This is a genomic window from Gaetbulibacter saemankumensis DSM 17032, from assembly GCF_000425645.1.
Lineage (GTDB): Bacteria > Bacteroidota > Bacteroidia > Flavobacteriales > Flavobacteriaceae > Gaetbulibacter > Gaetbulibacter saemankumensis.
On record NZ_KE384430.1, the window covers coordinates 432,781 to 450,772 of the forward strand.

A 17,992-nucleotide genomic window follows, 5' to 3' on the forward strand; every position below is an offset into this window, starting at 1 on the left:
ACTTAAAATTAAACTTTTGAATATGAAAAATCTTAGCAGATTATTGCTTGCGATGCTACTTGTACTAGGTATTAGTAGTGTAAATGCGCAAGACAAAAATAACCCTTGGCAAATATCTATAGGAGTCAATATGGTTGATGCCTATCCTACAGGAGCTGGTAATTTATATACCGGTGGTGGCTACAGTAGTGAAACAATTTTTGGTGAGTATTTCAATGCGACCGACCATTGGAACATTTTACCTTCGCTATCTACGATATCTGTATCTAGATATTTAGGAGATGGATTCTCTTTAGGAATAGCAGGATCATTGAATAAAATTGATAAATGGGGAGACATTAGTTCTAATCCAGATATGACCAATAAAGTTGACGATTTATCATATTACGGACTTGACGGTACTATAAAGTACGGCATTGGAGAAGCTCTTGATTGGGGTGTATTCGATCCATTCATTGGTGTTGGTGGTGGTTACACATGGGTTGATGAAATTGGAGCTGGCACAATCAATGGAACTTTAGGTTTTAATGTATGGTTTAGTGAAAATATTGGTCTTACTTTACAATCTGCATACAAACATGCCTTTGAAGATTATTTAGATACACACTTCCAACACACAGTAGGTGTTTCTATTCGTTTTGGAGGTACTGATACCGATGGTGATGGTATTTACGACAAAGATGATGCTTGTCCAGATGTTCCTGGTATAGAAGCTTTCAACGGTTGTCCTGATACTGATGGTGATGGTATAGAAGACAGCAAAGATGATTGTCCTAACGAAGCTGGTCCTGCTGAGTTTAATGGTTGTCCAGACTCAGATGGTGATGGTATTCCAGATAAAGATGACGATTGTCCAAACACTCCAGGTTTAAAAGCTTTAAATGGTTGTCCTGATGCTGATGGTGATGGTATTGCCGATAAGGATGACAAATGCCCTAATGTAGCTGGACCAGCTGCTAACAATGGATGTCCTTGGCCAGATACAGACGGTGATGGTGTTGCTGATAAAGATGATAAATGTCCTACTGTAAAAGGAACCGTTGCCAATAACGGATGCCCTGAAGTTTCTGAAGCCGTACTAAAAACACTTAACGAATACGCTAAAACTATTTTATTCGATACAGGTAAAGCAACTATCAAAAAACAATCTGCTGGTGTATTAAACGATATCGTAGGTATCTTAAAAGAATACACTAATGCTAAATTTACTATCGACGGACATACTGATAGCACAGGCAGCGACACTCTAAACCAAAAATTATCTGAATCTAGAGCAAACGCTGTTAAAGATTATTTAGTTGAAAACGGAATCGATGGTTCTAGACTTTCAGCTGCAGGATACGGTGAATCTAAACCAATCGATACTAACGCTACTAGCGAAGGAAGAAGAAACAACAGACGTGTTGAAATTAACTTAGTAAAATAAGAAGTCTCTAAACAGACCTTTAAAATAAGTTTGAAAAAAACGCTTCGGAAATCCGAAGCGTTTTTTATTTTTATCAAATGACAAGTTTTATATTCGATGTTCTCAAAGACTTACAAAATAAAGGGGTTAACATCCCTGAAACAACCTTTATTTTACCAAGTAAACGTGCTGGTTTATTCTTAAAACATCAACTCCCAAAAATATGTAAGCAAACCATCTTCTCCCCAAGAATAATTAGTATAGAAGAATTTGTCGAAGAATTATCTGAACTTAAAAGCATTTCGAATACTGAACTCCTTTTTGAATTTTATAACTGTTATAAAGCACTTAACAAACCCGAAAGAACAGATAGTTTTGAAGTATTCTCTAAATGGGCACAAATACTCCTTCAGGATTTTAATGAAATAGATCGCTATTATATTCCACATATCCATATTTTTGATTATCTAGCGGCCATTAAAGAAATTGAAACAGACCACTGGTCTTTAGAAGAAAACCAAACGGAATTCATAAAAAATTATCTTGAGTTCTGGTATGGACTCCCCATTTTATACCGCAGTTTCACCAACCAGCTTCGGACAAAAAACATAGGTTATCAAGGATTAATTTATCGTGAAGCCGTTGAAAATCTGGATAAATACCTTGATAATAATTCAGAAAACAAATATGTGTTTCTTGGATTCAATGCCCTTAACACTTGCGAAGAAACCATCATTCAAAAGCTATTAAAAAATAATTCAGCTACTATTTACTGGGATATCGATACTGCTTTTATTGAAAACCCCAAACATGATGCCGCACTTTTTACTAGACAGCATAAACCAAACTGGTCGTATTTTAAATCGCACCCTTTTAATTGGTTTACCAATAACTATAAACAACCCAAAAATATTTCTGTTTATGGCATACCTAAAAATATAGGCCAAGCCAAGCATATAGGCTCTTTATTAAAAGAGCTACAATTAGAAAATCCTTTACTGGAGAAAACCGCAGTGATTCTAGGTGATGAAAATCTACTAGTACCGGTTTTAAACAGTCTACCAATAGGCATTGGCCCCTTAAATATAACCATGGGATTTCCTTTAAAGTCAATTCCATTAGCATCTCTCTTCGAAGCCTTATTTCACCTGCATAAAACAAATAAAGAAAGTTTTTACTATAAAGATGCACTAAAGATTATTTCTCATCAGTACATTAGACCTCTACTCCAGTCTCAGGATATCGATTATGCTTCAAAAATAATTGAAACGATTGATGGTAACAATATTATATATCTAAATGCGCAACGCATAAAAGAACTGTTTCCAGAAACCCTACAAACCATTGCAGATCTTTTATTTAATCTTTGGGATTCATCAATCACAAAAGTTTTAGACAACTGTTTTCAACTGATTCTAACCATAAAAGGGCATCTTGACCAAAACAAGGAGGACAACTTATTATCATTAGAATATTTATACCGATTTCATAATTTATTTAATGAATTAAACCGACTTAACAGCACGTATAACCACATTACGGATATTTCAACATTATTTAATATATACAAAGAATTATTAAGCTCAGAAACCCTAGATTTTCAAGGAGAACCTTTAGAAGGCCTACAAATTATGGGTATGTTGGAATCCCGTGTATTAGACTATGACACCGTAATTATTGCATCTGTAAATGAAGGCATTTTACCCTCTGGAAAAAGTAATAATTCATTTATTCCATTCGATGTTAAAATAGAAAACAAACTGCCTACATATAAAGAAAAGGACGCCGTTTACACTTATCACTTTTACCGATTATTGCAACGAGCAAAAAACGTTCATATATTATATAATACCGAAGCCGATATTCTTACAGGTGGTGAAAAAAGCAGATTCATTACTCAATTAGAATTGGAGAATATACACGAAATAAAACATCATATTTTAGCGCCTCAGGTGCCTGTAATTATATCAGAATTAAACTCTGTTGAAAAAACCCCTGAATTACTGAATGAACTAAAAAAAATTGCAGAGAAAGGATTCTCTCCTTCTTCACTTACCTCATATATTAGAAATCCAATCGATTTCTATCATCAGAAAATATTAAAAATTAAAGAACATAATGACGTAGAAGAAACTGTTGCCGCTAATACCTTGGGAACCGTTGTTCACAATACGCTAGAAGATTTTTACAAACCGCTCATCAATACCTTTCTTACGGTTGAAATTATTGAAAACTTAAAACAAAACATCACTAAAGTCGTTACTCAACATTTCAAAAATGAATATAAAGAAGGAGATATTACCATGGGGAAAAACCTTATTATTTTTGAAATTGCCAAGCGCTATGTTTTAAACTTTCTCAATACAGAAGTAGCCGACTTAAAAGCTGGGAATAAAATTAAAATTCTGGCTATCGAAGCTAATAACTTAGTCACTCTTGATATCCCTGAGTTGGATTTTCCGGTTAAATTAACAGGTAAGGTGGACCGAGTAGACCAGCGAAATGGTATTATTAGAATTATTGATTATAAATCGGGACGTGTAGAAAAAAATCAGGTAGAGGTTATAAACTGGGAGGACTTGATTACCGACTATAAAAAATACAGCAAAAGTTTTCAGGTATTAAGCTACGCTTTAATGATGAAGCTTTCAAATAAAATAACACTTCCTGTAGAGGCTGGTATTATTTCTTTTAAAAACCTAAATGCAGGATTTATAAAATTCACAAAAAAAGACAAAGCCGGTAATGGAGCAAAAAAAGACACATTAATTACTCAAGAAACCATAAATAATTTTAATAAACCTCTGAAAATCCTTATCTTAGAGATATGCAATCCCGATATTCCTTTCACGGAAAAAGAAATATAAATGCTTACTCAAGAACATATCGTAATTAATGGTATACACCATAAACCAATAGTAATAGATACGACCTATCCTGCGAATGCCAAAAATCTGCCTATTATTATTTTCTGTCATGGCTATAAAGGATTTAAAGACTGGGGTGCCTGGAATTTAATGGCAAGCGCTTTTGCAAGGGCAGGATATTACTTTGTAAAATTTAATTTTTCACATAATGGTGGCACCATAGAACAACCCATCGATTTTCCAGATTTAGAAGCTTTCGGTAATAATAACTACACCAAAGAATTAGACGATTTGGCTACCGTAATAGAGTGGCTCTTTAACAATACGACAACTCTATCACTTGCCAATTTACACGATATTACGCTCATGGGGCATAGCCGAGGTGGTGGTATAGTAATTATAAAAGCTGAAGAAGATTCCCGTATAAAACAGGTAATTGCTTTAGCGAGTGTTTCAGATTTTGAAACTCGTATGAATGCTCTAGAGGATGCTTCCAATTGGAAAAAATATGGTGTTACCTACATTGAAAATTCCAGAACCAAACAAAAAATGCCTCATTATTTTCAGTTTTATGAGAATTTTATTGAAAATAAAGAGCGTTTAAACATTCAGCGTGCCATTAAGAACTTATCATTACCGCTATTACTTATTCACGGTAGTAACGACACCAGTGTTTCAGTAAAGGAGGCAGAGCAACTAAAGTTATGGCAGCCAGAGGCAGAATTAAAAATAATTAATGGGGCTAATCATGTATTTGGAGCCCAACACCCCTGGGAACATAAAGATTTACCTAAAAATTTAGAAGAGGCTGTAAAACATGCCTGCAACTTCTTAGCCAACTGCTAAGTAGAATGCTTATCAAAAAAGCTAATAAAGAAATTTAAATATCTATTATCCCTCATTTTACTTCTAAGTGTCTTAAAGGCTTTTCCAATCTGATTTTCAACTGTATTAATAGACAAATCTAACTTTTCAGCAATTTCTTTATACTTAAGACCATCAAACTTGCTTAAAACAAATACCTCTTTGCATTTTGGTGGGAGCTCATCAACCGCCTCTTTTAATGCTTTGAGACGTCTTTCTGTAATATCATGATCTTCTTCAGAAATTTCATTAACCATATCATAACGAATGGCTTCCAGCTTTTCATTAATACGCTTCTTTTTCCTGTAAGCATCCATAAAGGCATAATAGGCAGATTTAAAAAGAAACCCCTTAAGCGAAGTGTGTAATTGTAAGTCCTTACGGTTTATCCAAAATTTTAAAAGTACATTTTGAACAATATCTTCAGCAGCTTGAGCATCATTTGTGTAGCTCCTAATATAGTCGCACAACTCCGGATAATAAGTCAAATATATTTCTTTATATACCTGCCTATCACCTTTTCTTACAGCATCTAACAGCTTGTTTTCTTTGTGCGAAAGCCTATCCAATATTCTCCTTATGATAAAAATATTTGATACAAAAGAAATAAATTTAAATAAATAATGGTGGTTTTTTTTAATTAAAACGTCGTGTTAATGAAAGCCCCTTTATTTATCGATTTATAATTACGCAGAAAATGACAAAAAAGGCCATTGAGACCATCATCTCAAAATATCTAAACCAAGAAGCTTCTCCTTCCGAAATGGAAGCTTTATCGCAGTGGCTAGAAGATGAAAATAATCTTAAGGTTTTTAAAGATTATCTTTCTATTAATCAAACTTTAAACAAAGATGTCATTTACGATGCATTAAGCGCTTATAACAAAACGAGCTTAAAGATTGAAAATGAATCGAAAGTCAGAAAATTATTCCCAACTTTATTAAAATATGCAGCAGCGATTTTGGTGTTCGCAACAGCAGGTTATTATTTTATTTTAAACAATAACACGCCTGATGAAGTCAAAATAGCAACTGAAAACAATATAAATATTGGTACTGATAAAGCCACTTTAACTTTAGAGGATGGTTCTGAAGTTACCTTGGACACAGAGCACGATTACACATCAGGAAACATAGAAAGCAATGGTAAAGACCTAATCTACAGAGCTTCTAACACTTCTAAAAAAGAAATATCATATAACTACTTAACCATACCGCGAGGTGGTCAATACCATGTTGTTTTATCTGATGGTACACAGGTCTGGTTAAATTCTGACTCCCAATTAAAATACCCCGTTAATTTTATTGATGGTCAAACCAGAAAAGTAGAATTAGTTTACGGTGAAGCTTATTTTGATGTGTCACATAGCTCAGAACATAAAGGCTCTAAATTTAAAGTGCTTACGCAAACTCAAGAAATTGAAGTGTTAGGTACCGAATTTAACGTTAGCGCCTATAAAGATGAAGACAATATTTATACCACCCTTGTTAATGGAAAAATAGCATTAACTCATGGTGAAGAAAACACCATTTTAAAACCAAACCAACAAGCTATAATTAAGCCAAACTTTGAAAATATTTATATTATTGAAACTGATGTCTATGCCGTGACCGCCTGGAAAGATGGTGTTTTTAGTTTCGAAAATTTACCATTAGAACAAATTATGAAAGTGCTTTCAAGATGGTATGACGCAGATATTAAATTTGAAAATAAAGAACTCATGCACGAACACTTTACCGGTGTTTTAAGAAAGAATCAATCAATAGATGAAATTTTAAATATAATTAAAACCATAAATAATATTTCCTATGAAATAGATAACAAAACCATTATTTTGAAATAAAAAAAGGGAAGTCTGGTTCGAAAATTCCACTAACCAAACCAGGTCTTCCACTTTACATTAATTAACAAATTAACTAACAACAAATTTATGAAAATTAAATTAACTAAAGTTCTTACCCTAGAGCGAAAAAAAACACTAGCCATCCTTATGAGAACATTGATATTCTTGTTCTGTACAACGGTTTTCAGTTTATCTCCGATAACCTTATTTTCTCAAGATACACAGGTTGAAATATCGGCTGATCAAACGATTAGCATTGATGAAGTTTTTAAAATTATTAAGAAACAAACAGACATTAACTTTATCTACAAAGCTGATTTATTTAAAGATTACCCAAATGTTACAGTTAGAAAAGGAGTTATTAACGCAAACGATTTATTAAACTCAATTTTATCTGATGCTAACTTTAACTTTCAATTTTCTGACAATAATTCTATTATCATTACAGAAAAAGAAGCTTCCATTACAGATGCTCAGCAAAAAATCACCATTTCTGGTACTGTAAAAGATGAAAATGGGATGCCACTTGCAGGGGCTAATATTTATGCAAAAAATGCTGGGGTTGGTACAATGACAGACTTCGATGGTAATTTCCAAGTTTCTTACCCTGATACTGCAAAAGATGTAATCCTTGTGTTCTCTTATGTGGGTTACGAAAAACAAGAAATCCCTGTTACAAATCCAAAGCATGTAAACGTGACTATGGTCCCAGATGCTTCTGAATTAGATCAAGTAGTGGTAATTGGTTACGGGAGCTCTAAGGTAAAAGATGTAACAGGTTCTATATCACATATAAGTAGTGAAGAAGTTGATCAGGCACCTATGAGTACCACCATTGAAAGTATGCTACAAGGTAAAGCTTCTGGTGTTAATGTTAATATTCAATCGGCATCTCCAACAGCACCTGTAAGTGTAATTATTCGTGGAGCTTCTTCGCTATCTGGAGACAATCAACCGTTATGGGTCATTGATGGTGTTCCTCAATATTCAACATCTAATGAAGATTTCACAGGAAACATTGCAAATACCCTTTATAACTTGAACCTTAATGATGTTGAAAGTATTGATGTTTTAAAAGATGCCTCTGCAACCGCAGTTTACGGTTCTAGAGCTGCAAATGGGGTTATTATTGTTACTACCAAAAAAGGAAGTTCAAGAATGAAACCAAGCATCGAGCTTTCTTCCAGAGTAGGTGTTCAAGTACAGGATTTTAATGGATTTGATTACTTCGAAAGAGACCAGTATATTAAAGCTACCCAAGCACTTGCCAAAGAATATGTTCTTGGTTTTGGACGTGTAGATTCGAACGTAAGCCCTTATATTGATAAAGCTGCTTTTGATAACTTACTTACCAGTGAATACGATTTTAGCGATTTAGTTATGGCTCCTAATGCATACTATGACAGCAATACAGATTGGTTAGGCGAAATGACTCAAAGCCCTATAAATCAAATTCATAACCTAGCCGTACAAGGAGGCAACGAACAAACAACTTACTACACTTCTTTTAATTACAACCAACGTGATGGTATTGTAAAGTCTGGACAAAGTGAGATCTATGGAGGAAGATTAAACCTCGAAACAAAAATTACCGAACAGTTAACATTTGGTGTAAACTTAAACGGTTCTTCAAGAAATACAGACGATAAAGATTATATGTTAGATGTAATAAGAAGAATTCGTCCAGATATGCCAGTATATAACGATGATGGTACTTTATTTAAGTATGACAATTTCACAGAAAACCCTTACACCACACTAAAAAATATTAGAACTAGTAAAGGTATAAATTTTAGTGGTACTGCTTTTCTTGACATAAACTTCTTAAATGATTTCACTTTTAAAACAGCCTTTACCAATAACTATGTTACTAGTGAGTTATTAACTTATGTTAGAAGAGATAGTCGATTTAATTTTGCCAATGGTACGAGAGCACGTTCAGACTCAAAATTCTCAATTAATGTGTGGGAAAACACATTAACTTATGCTAAATTAATTGACAAACATGATATTAGAGCATTGGCCGGATATTCTATGGAAAACGCTGTAAGAGATTACAATTATATTTCTTTAGCTAATTTTCCTGATGACGATATCTTAAACAACTTCAGGTCAGCTACGGCACCTCGTGGATTTGACGAGCAAAAAAATGAGAACGCTTTAATTTCACAATTTGCTAGAGTTCATTATAAATTTGACGATAGATATATTGTTTCTGGTACGGTTCGTCGTGATGGTTCTTCTCGCTTTGGAGCTAATAAGCGTTGGGGATTCTTCCCTTCTGCTGCTGCTGCCTGGATTATTACAGGTGAAAACTTTATGAAAAACAGTAATATTGAAAAATATATTTCTTACTTAAAGTTACGTAGTTCATTTGGTAAAACAGGATCTCAAAACCTAGGAAACTATGATTATCTAACTTTAGCCGATGGTAGAACTCAATTTAATGAAATGCCTGGCATTAGACCTTCTTCTATAGGAAATGCAGATTTACAGTGGGAAGAAACTAATATGTTCGATCTAGCCCTTGATTATGGATTCTTACAAGACCGAATTAGAGGGTCTGTTGGAATTTATGAGAAAAACAGTGATGAATTAATTTATAATTTACCATTAGCTCCAAGTAGCTCGTTTAATAGCATTACAGCTAACGTGGCTTCTATCGAAAATAAAGGTCTAGAATTTAATATTAACTATGATATTATAAGCACTACAGATTCTCGATTAACTTTCGATTTTAACTATGCTAAAAATGTAAATAAAATTGTTAAACTGAATGGAGTAACCGAAGAACTTAATTTCCCAACTTCAGGAACGTCTTACATAAAAGTGGCTGAAGGTGAAGAAATGGGCCAATGGTATGGCTATCAAACAGCGGGTCGTTTTTATAGCTCCACAGAAGAGGCTATAGCTTTAAACCCTAGAAGAGAAAATGGTACTAGAGATTTTTATAACGACCGTAGAAATACAGCTGGAGACATGTACTATATCGATCAAAACGGTGACAATGAAATTACTGGAGACGATCGAGTTAAACTAGGGACATCTGTACCTAAAGGTTTTGGAGGTTTCGGACTTACGTTCCGACATAAAAACTTTATGTTTAACTCTACGTTCACCTATGCTTATGGTCATAAAAGATTCTGGCAATTACCTATGACTCATATTGGTAACGTAACGGGAACACAAAACCTTAGTAATATCATAGCTGGTCAAAGTACTACGCTAGTTGGAGCAGAAAATGCCGTATACCCACGTATGTCCTTTGGAGGCATTGGGAATAATGCACAATTCTCAGACTTCTACCTTTACGATGCATCTTTTGTAAGATTAAATGCTCTTAACTTAACATACAAACTACCAAATAAATTACTTAAAAATAGTTTAGTTCAAGGTGTAGATTTTTCTTTCCAGGCAACAAATCTATTCACAATCACCAAGTATCCTGGATTCGACCCTCAAGGAAACTTCTCAGATTCAAGAATAGGATCTGGAATGGCTATAGATAATAGTACATATCCAAATGCACAGTTATACAGCCTTGGAATTAAAGTTAAACTTCAATAAAAAAACAACTATGAAAAAAACAATATATACAGCCCTATTAGTTGCTACGAGCTTATTCTCTTGTAGTGATTTTTTAGACAGAGATCCTTATTACGTAGTTACCAACGAAAACGCTATTAATTCATTTGATAAAGCTGAAGCAGCAGTTGGAGGCGCATATGCCACATTAACTGGTGATAGTTGGGCTGGAGGATTATATGCTGCCCAAGCTTCTAAAGCTGGATTTATCGATTGGAAAATAATCGACTATACATTTGATTATACCGAAACAGAGAACGCTCCAGGCGTTAATACTATCTGGAAAGATTTTTACACAACTATAAACCGCGCTAATTTTGCTATTGAAGGTATTCCAAAATTAGATACAAGCTTGGTTCCGAGTGAAGAAGCCAGAGAAGCCTTGATAGCAGAAGCCCGATGCATTAGAGCCTGGGCCCATATTAACTTATTATGGAACTTTGGACATTGGTGGGCTAACGATAATGATGAATACGGTATTTTATATCGCGATGAGTTAGCAGACTTATCTAACATTACCAAAGCGAGAATTAGTGTAGGTGAAAGCTATGAAAAGATTTACGCAGATTTAGATTATGCTATAGAGCACTTAAGCGCCTATACCACGCCTCGTTACATGTCTACAGAATTCGCCAAGGCACTGAAAGCCAAAATATTACTTTACAGAGGAGCTTATAATAACAATAACGATACTCCAGCATTAAATGAAGCGTTGTTACTTATTAATGATGTACTAGCCAGTTCTTCTAATTTATCCATGGAATCTGATTTAGAAACATTCTATGAGCAAGCTTGGGATTCAAATGAAAATTTATTTGCGAACTATTTAGAGAATGATGGTAAAAGAACTCAAAAGGCTGGGACTTACTATAATCTTTCAGTTATAGAGAATGGTGACCCAAGACCATATGATCCTAACACACTAACTGCTGGATTAATTTATGGAGCTGATTGGTTTAGACAAGATCCTCGTTGGGATATTGTTACAGGAGATATTAGAAGCGGTGTAAGATTTAGTTCTAACAGATTCTGGTCTTGGAAGAAAGTAGCTCGATATGGTGCTAACGATGGTATTCGTTTTGGCGACGAAAAATATGCTTCTTACTTTTTAAGATACCCTGAGCTGTATATCATGAAGGCGGAATTATTAGCCAGAACAGGCGCTTCAATTTCTGAAGCCATCGCACCAATCAACACCATGCGTTCAATAAGAACGAACCCTGTTTTAAGTGCCTTAAATCCTTCAACTCAAGAAGAACTAATGGACATGATCTTTCAAGAATACTTTTTAGAATTATTCTTAGAAAATGGAAGTGAATTTTTTGCTTCTTTGAGATTCTTTAAGAATGGAAACCCTTGGATAAACACAATAAAACCAGGTATCTCAATAATTGAAAACAAGCTATGTTGGCCAATTCCTGAAGAGGAAATGACTAACAATAAGTTGATGAAACAAAATCCTGATTTAGACTAGTTAAATAAACTATATAATTATGAAATTTAAACACACCAACATATTAAAAGTCTTATTCGTAGCAGGCTTTTTATCTATTTTTTCTTGCGAAGACAAATTAGATGTAATTATACCAGAACCTAACGATGTTAATTTTAATGAATTAGCTTTAGGAAGATTTACGTATAACATTCCTCAGGAATCAATTAAATCTGGAGCTGTTACCGCTAATGTGGTAAACAACGGAAATGGAGATTTTTCAGGTTTTGCACTTTCAAATAAATCCTGGAGATCATATCCATGGAGTTTAAGTCCGGATTTTGCACCGACTAACTTAAGCCCTGAAGACAGGCAAGCAGCTATCGACTCATGTATTTTTAGTGCCTATACGTTTTATGTAAATAGAACGGAGAATTATCTTGTAGGACATGCTAAAGATGATAATGCTTTTATTACATTAGATAGACCAACTGTTGTAGAACATGTTTTAGTTGCTAACAATACCTATAATTATTTACTTCAAAAATATGGATCGGTGTATTCTGGCACTTTCGACCAAACTACGCAAGCATATTTAATAGATGGGAATCCAGTTTCGAATCGTAATATTGCGGATAGAACTGTTAAAGGAAGATTTTATTTACCTGGACCAAACGATGTATCTGTTGTACATATTAAAGGACATCAAGAATTAGAAAGAAGAGAAACCGGAAATCCTAATCTTGCCACTGGTTACTTAAAACTAATTATTGAAGGTTCTCTTAATGGCACACCTACTGGAACCGTAGATTTCTACTTATCGGCAAACCCTGAAACAGATCCACAAAATCCAGAATATAATTTTGTGGCAGACGATTGGTTAGCTGTAGATTTAACATCTCTAGGAGAAGTAGATAAAGTACTGTTCAAAATGGAAACGTCTTATGTGGACGACCAAGGCAACATGCTTTATGCTCCATATTTCTGTTTAGACGGTATCCGTTTAAAACAATAAAATAACTACGCTGTATAAAAAACATTGCACTAATGTTTACAGCTAAATACATAAAAAATCCTAACCTCTCACATGACCTATGAGGTTAGGATTATTTTTGAAATAACGTTTTGAAATAACTAATATCTCAATACTACCCTAAAATTTGCCCGTTTTAAAAATACACCTCACACCTCACAAAAAAACATGAAAAAATCTCTTTATTTAATTGTTCTGATTATCAGCTGCTTCAGCTGTACCAATGAAAGTAAGAACAACACCGTTATTTTAAAAGGTACTTATGCTAACTATGAGCAAGACACCTTATATATGAAAAATATCACTTCCGAAAACATGATTTACAAAGAGGAAGTTCATAATATAGCTTTAAACAAGGACACCAATTTTTACTATAAATTTGAATTAGAAAAACCGGCCTATTTTCAAATTGGAAGAACTTTTCTATTTCTAAGCCCTGGTGATAGTCTAGTCGCTACCTTAGACGGAGAAACACGCCGTACGGCAACCTATTCTGGTACCGGATCTGAAGCTAACAACTACCTGACGCAAGTTACTTACCCTAAAGCCGGATCTTACTGGCCATTACAGGAAGAGGTTTCTAAAATCAAAGATTATAAGGAAGCTCCCGAAGTTTTTAAAAATCTAACCGATAAAAAAATTACTGCTTTAGAGCAGCTTAAAAATGTTTCTGAAGAATTTAAGCGTCTGGAAAAAGCGCGTATTAAATTCGATTACGTAAACTCCCTATTAAAAATTCAATATTTATTTTACGCCCAAGCTCGAGAAGGCCTTATTGAACGCAAAGACATTAAATCATTAGTAGAGGAAGCTAAAGATTACTACATTCCTTTTGTTGATGATTATTTAAAAGACATCGACGACACATCATACTTACAATTAGAAGTTTTTCAAACATTATTATATGAAATCAGAAAAGAAGAATTTAAGGCAAAACACAATCTTGCAGAATTCGGACCTGAATTTCAGGAATATATTTTAACAGGTAATTTAATTAATGGATTTAAAAACGAAGGTTATACTTCAACTTTTATAAAAAAATTAAATACGGAATTAAAAAATATTAAAAATCCAGATTACAAAGCTGCCATTTTAGAAGAACAAAAACAGTACGAATCCATATCGGCTGGTCAGCCCGCCACAGATCTTACGTTTACAAAATTAGACGGTAGTACTGTAAAATTAAGTGACTTTAAAGGAAAGGTGATTGTAATCGACCTTTGGGCAACCTGGTGTGGTCCATGCATGCGCTTAAAACCAAGTTTTGAAGCTTTAGAAAAGAAATATGAATCTAACGACCAAATTGAATTTATTTCACTCTCATTAGATACCGAAAAGAAATGGCTTAATTACTTCGAATCTCACGAACCAAAAGGCAACCAGTTTCACATTTTCAGAAATGAACTTGCAAACTATAAAGTTTCTGGTATTCCAAGATTCTTCGTTATCGATAAAGATTTTAATATCGTAGACGTATTTGCCCCTGCTCCGTTAAACGGTGAATTAGAAAATTTAATTAAAAAACACATATAAAAAAACACTATGAAAAAGAGCTTAACTTTTGTCTTGGCTATCGCCGGACTTTGGTCTTGTAAACAAGAAATCCCTGTAGACTATGTGGTACTTTCAGGTAAAGTAGATAACTATAAAGCAAACGAATTTTTAGTTTCCTCCTTCAGTGGGTTTTCAAAAATGGTTCCTGTAAAAAAAAATGGAACTATTCTCGATACCCTTTATATTGAAAACAACGGGACTTTTCAATTTAGATTTGAAAAAAATCAAATCACATCCTATTTAGAAAAAGGGGCTAAAGTTATCCTAACTGCAAACATTAAAGACTTTACAAGTTCAGTTAAATTTACAGGAGATTTTAAAGATTTAAATAATTACTTCGCTTACAAGAACCATAAAGATTTTTCTTTTATGGAAAATCGAAGCGAACATTATTTACTAGAAGAATCAGCTTTTGAAGAATTAGTTAATTCTATAGCAGATGACTATAGAGAAAAACTGACTTCTGTTAAAAACTTACCTGAATCGATTGAAGCCAAAGAGCTGCGTGCCATTAATTACGGTGTCCTTTATAAAAAAGAAAGCTATGAAAGAATGCATCGATATTATACGAAAAACAATGAGTTTAATGCCTCTGAATCGTTTAAAAAGGATATTGATAACATGGCATTAAATAACGGAGCCGATTACCTCTATTGTCAGGACTACAACCGATTTGTAAGTCGTTCTATTTCAGATAAAATGTATGCATTCTATCAAAAAGATTCCTTGTCTTACAAAGAGGCCCAGGATAAAGCTTTATCCAGTATAGAAAACGACACTATTAGAAATACAGAAATGTATAATAATATTGCAATGACCTTAGCGCGTTCTTTAGACAAAGAAGGCGATTTAAAAGCCTTTTTAAGCAAGTCTACAAACGAAAACCACAAAACCAAAGCAAAGGCTTTGTTTGAAACATTAAAGGTATTAGACCCCGGACAGCCATCTCCTACTTTTGAAAACTACGAAAGTTTTGAAGGTGAAGCTGTTTCTTTAAACGACTTTAAAGGTAAATACGTTTATATTGATGTATGGGCGACTTGGTGCGCACCTTGTAAACGAGAAATTCCATTCTTAAAAGAGTTGGAAAAAGAATATCATGACAAAAACATTGAATTCGTTAGTATATCGGTAGATAAACAAGACACAAAAGATAAATGGAAAAAGATGGTAACCGAGAAAGAACTAGAAGGTGTTCAGCTAATTGCCGATAACGATTTTAGCTCAAAATTTGTTACCGATTATAAAATCACGGGAATTCCACGTTTTATTTTACTGGATCCACAAGGTAATATTGTAAAAGCCAGTGCTCCTAGACCTTCAGACAGTGCTTTAAAAGAGCTTTTTAATAGTTTAAACATATAACACCAACAACTACACTAAATTATTTTACCAACTAAAAGGGAAGCTATTAGCTTCCCTTTTTTTAGATTCATATTACAAAATAAAATTGTTATTCTTTTATTAGATTAAATTCTCATCTAAGAGAATAGGTCGTTTATTTGAATTAGTAAATGGATCTATTCTAAAACGATTCGGTAAGATGATTATACCACTAAAAACAACTTCCAGCAACCTGTATTTCCTAACCGGTCCAGCAAGAATCCTAATAAGACTCGGTAACAATACCCTTCCCAAAAAAATATATTAAAAACTTGAAAGAAACAGGAGCTCTAAATAAAAAAAGCCTCCATGAAATTGAAGGCCTTTTTAACAACGTGGAGAAGATCGGGCTCGAACCGACGACCTCTTGACTGCCAGTCAAGCGCTCTAGCCAACTGAGCTACATCCCCAAATCACCATAAACACTATGTTTACTGATGTTTTATCACTTTTAAGTGATATTGTGTTTCAATGCATTTAACAGCATTTCGATGCAAATGTATACAATTTAACGCAAAAACCCACCACCAAAACCCACCACCATATTATTTTTTATTTAAAGAAAGAACAACTTGTTGCTTTTAGAAAATTTTTCATTTATTTGTAAGAAATCGACCATGGTTTTATTTTGGGAGTTTAACAAGAGATAAGTATATAATATATTTATAAAAACCATTCTTATCCCTCCCATATGGAAAATTATAGGTCATTCAATAACTCATATAAACAAGTTAGCCTTTATTAAAAAAATGACCGAGACAGTAGTGACATATTTGAAGGACGAGTTAGCCGAAAAAGGGTTTTGCCATATTCCAAACAAGAGTGACGTGGAATTGACCGAAATTCTTTCACAACTTGGACATGTAATAAACGAGACTGACGTAATTGCAAATTCAGAGAGTAAAAGTCTTGTAACGTCTGACAAGTACCTAGATTTTCACACAGACAATCATTTGGCAAAGTACATTTTGTGGCATTGTAAAAAACAAGCAGAAAAAGGCGGACAATCAATGCTGTGTGATGCTGAAAAGGTTTACGCTGAATTGACGGAAGAGGAAAAATTGGCTTTATCCAAAATTCACGTTTACGAACACAAAATGTTTCCTGAAAATCGAAATTCAAATCCGATAGTACGAGAAGTTGACGGACAGCATAAATTTTATTACTCGTTTTGGTTAGCAAGGGAAAAGTACCGTGAACTTCCTGTTTTTGAGAAATGGCGAGACTTAATTCAAACCGCTTCGCACGTAAAAATACGTCTTGAAGAAAACGATATTTTGGTCATTGATAATCACAGAATTTTTCACGGTAGAACAGAAATCATTGGCGAACGAAACTTAAAACGATATTGGCTTAATCCTGATTTTGAGCCAACTAAAACTTTGTATTCTCGAACTTAAAATTCAATAAATATGAAAGCACCAGTAATCCACACAGCGACAGACTTAATCTATCCAGACCCAATTAGCCCAGAAAGAATTTCCTTTTTAATCAATGCAAAAGGTATTGCTCCTGAAGTCGCTGAATTGGACTTTGAACTAATTAAGAAGAAGTTGCAAGACACTGAAGAAGGTATGGGGTGGACTCCGGAACAAGTGGACAGCGCAGAGATTGAGTATAAAAGATATTTAAACCTCTGTATGGTATATGGCAAAGGAATAGTTCCAAATAAGATAATGGACCAAACTTGGCATTACCATATTTTAGACACAAGGTCTTATCATAAGGACTGTGACAAACTATTTGGCGGTTATATGCACCACTACCCTTATTTCGGAATGCGTGGCGACCAAGACGCTCAAGACCTTAAAAACTCTTTTGAAAACACCAAAGACTTGTACCTTGAATTGTTTGGAGAAGAAATGGCAAGAGATGAACACAATAAATGTTGGCACGACTGTGAAAACAGATGTTGGAATGCTTGTCCATCAAATAAATTAGAATAAAAATAACAAAGGCTAACATCATGTATAGGTCATAGCCACCCTTCGGGATGGCTACGCCCCATACACACGGCCGTTGGCAA

12 protein-coding genes and 1 tRNA gene are annotated in these 17,992 nt (G+C 34.1%); 11 read left to right on the forward strand and 2 right to left on the reverse strand.

Going from position 1 to position 17,992, the window contains the following annotated elements:
• Window positions 1–22 precede the first annotated feature (22 nt).
• The 3 genes from H611_RS0108560 to H611_RS0108570 all read left to right on the forward strand — a co-directional run bounded on the left by H611_RS0108560 (window position 23) and on the right by H611_RS0108570 (window position 5,118).
• Window positions 23–1,426: an OmpA family protein gene (locus H611_RS0108560; protein ID WP_027137972.1), complete on the forward strand. Its 1,404-nt coding sequence runs from the start codon at window positions 23–25 to the stop codon at window positions 1,424–1,426.
• Between the two features lie 77 nt (window positions 1,427–1,503).
• Window positions 1,504–4,272, forward strand: coding sequence for a PD-(D/E)XK nuclease family protein (locus H611_RS0108565; protein ID WP_027137973.1), 2,769 nt, complete (start codon window positions 1,504–1,506; stop codon window positions 4,270–4,272).
• Complete coding sequence (locus tag H611_RS0108570) at window positions 4,273–5,118, forward strand: alpha/beta hydrolase family protein (RefSeq protein ID WP_027137974.1); 846 nt, start codon at window positions 4,273–4,275, stop codon at window positions 5,116–5,118.
• Here H611_RS0108570 and H611_RS0108575 read toward each other — a convergent pair.
• The gene (locus tag H611_RS0108575; protein ID WP_027137975.1) at window positions 5,115–5,705 is read right to left on the reverse strand and encodes an RNA polymerase sigma factor; all 591 of its coding nucleotides are present in this window, start codon (window positions 5,703–5,705) and stop codon (window positions 5,115–5,117) included. The genes H611_RS0108570 and H611_RS0108575 overlap by 4 nt on opposite strands.
• 128 nt (window positions 5,706–5,833) lie before the next feature.
• On the opposite strand from H611_RS0108575, the gene H611_RS0108580 reads away from it, so the two are divergent.
• The 6 genes from H611_RS0108580 to H611_RS0108605 all read left to right on the forward strand — a co-directional run bounded on the left by H611_RS0108580 (window position 5,834) and on the right by H611_RS0108605 (window position 15,948).
• Window positions 5,834–6,979, forward strand: coding sequence for a FecR family protein (locus H611_RS0108580; RefSeq protein ID WP_051238770.1), 1,146 nt, complete (start codon window positions 5,834–5,836; stop codon window positions 6,977–6,979).
• Between the two features lie 87 nt (window positions 6,980–7,066).
• Entirely contained in the window at window positions 7,067–10,546 is a 3,480-nt protein-coding gene (locus H611_RS0108585) for a SusC/RagA family TonB-linked outer membrane protein (protein WP_027137977.1), read from the forward strand.
• A 10-nt stretch (window positions 10,547–10,556) separates the two neighbouring features.
• The gene (locus H611_RS0108590) at window positions 10,557–12,038 is read left to right on the forward strand and encodes a RagB/SusD family nutrient uptake outer membrane protein (RefSeq protein WP_169515990.1); all 1,482 of its coding nucleotides are present in this window, start codon (window positions 10,557–10,559) and stop codon (window positions 12,036–12,038) included.
• 19 nt (window positions 12,039–12,057) lie between these two features.
• Window positions 12,058–13,011: a DUF4465 domain-containing protein gene (locus tag H611_RS0108595; RefSeq protein WP_027137979.1), complete on the forward strand. Its 954-nt coding sequence runs from the start codon at window positions 12,058–12,060 to the stop codon at window positions 13,009–13,011.
• A 186-nt stretch (window positions 13,012–13,197) separates the two neighbouring features.
• Window positions 13,198–14,562, forward strand: coding sequence for a TlpA family protein disulfide reductase (locus tag H611_RS14515; protein ID WP_027137980.1), 1,365 nt, complete (start codon window positions 13,198–13,200; stop codon window positions 14,560–14,562).
• A gap of 9 nt (window positions 14,563–14,571) precedes the next feature.
• Window positions 14,572–15,948 carry a TlpA family protein disulfide reductase gene (locus tag H611_RS0108605; protein ID WP_027137981.1) on the forward strand — a complete coding sequence of 459 codons (1,377 nt, stop codon included), beginning with the start codon at window positions 14,572–14,574 and terminating at the stop codon, window positions 15,946–15,948.
• Window positions 15,949–16,302: 354 nt separating this feature from the next.
• Here the strand turns inward: H611_RS0108605 and H611_RS0108610 are convergent.
• Window positions 16,303–16,376 (reverse strand) — tRNA-Ala (locus H611_RS0108610).
• Between the two features lie 363 nt (window positions 16,377–16,739).
• On the opposite strand from H611_RS0108610, the gene H611_RS0108615 reads away from it, so the two are divergent.
• Both H611_RS0108615 and H611_RS14160 read left to right on the forward strand, forming a co-directional pair.
• A complete protein-coding gene (locus tag H611_RS0108615; protein WP_169515991.1) occupies window positions 16,740–17,366 on the forward strand; it encodes a TauD/TfdA family dioxygenase in 627 nt (208 codons plus the stop codon).
• A gap of 12 nt (window positions 17,367–17,378) precedes the next feature.
• Complete coding sequence (locus H611_RS14160; RefSeq protein ID WP_051238771.1) at window positions 17,379–17,912, forward strand: glycine-rich domain-containing protein; 534 nt, start codon at window positions 17,379–17,381, stop codon at window positions 17,910–17,912.
• The last annotated feature ends 80 nt before the right edge of the window (window positions 17,913–17,992 follow it).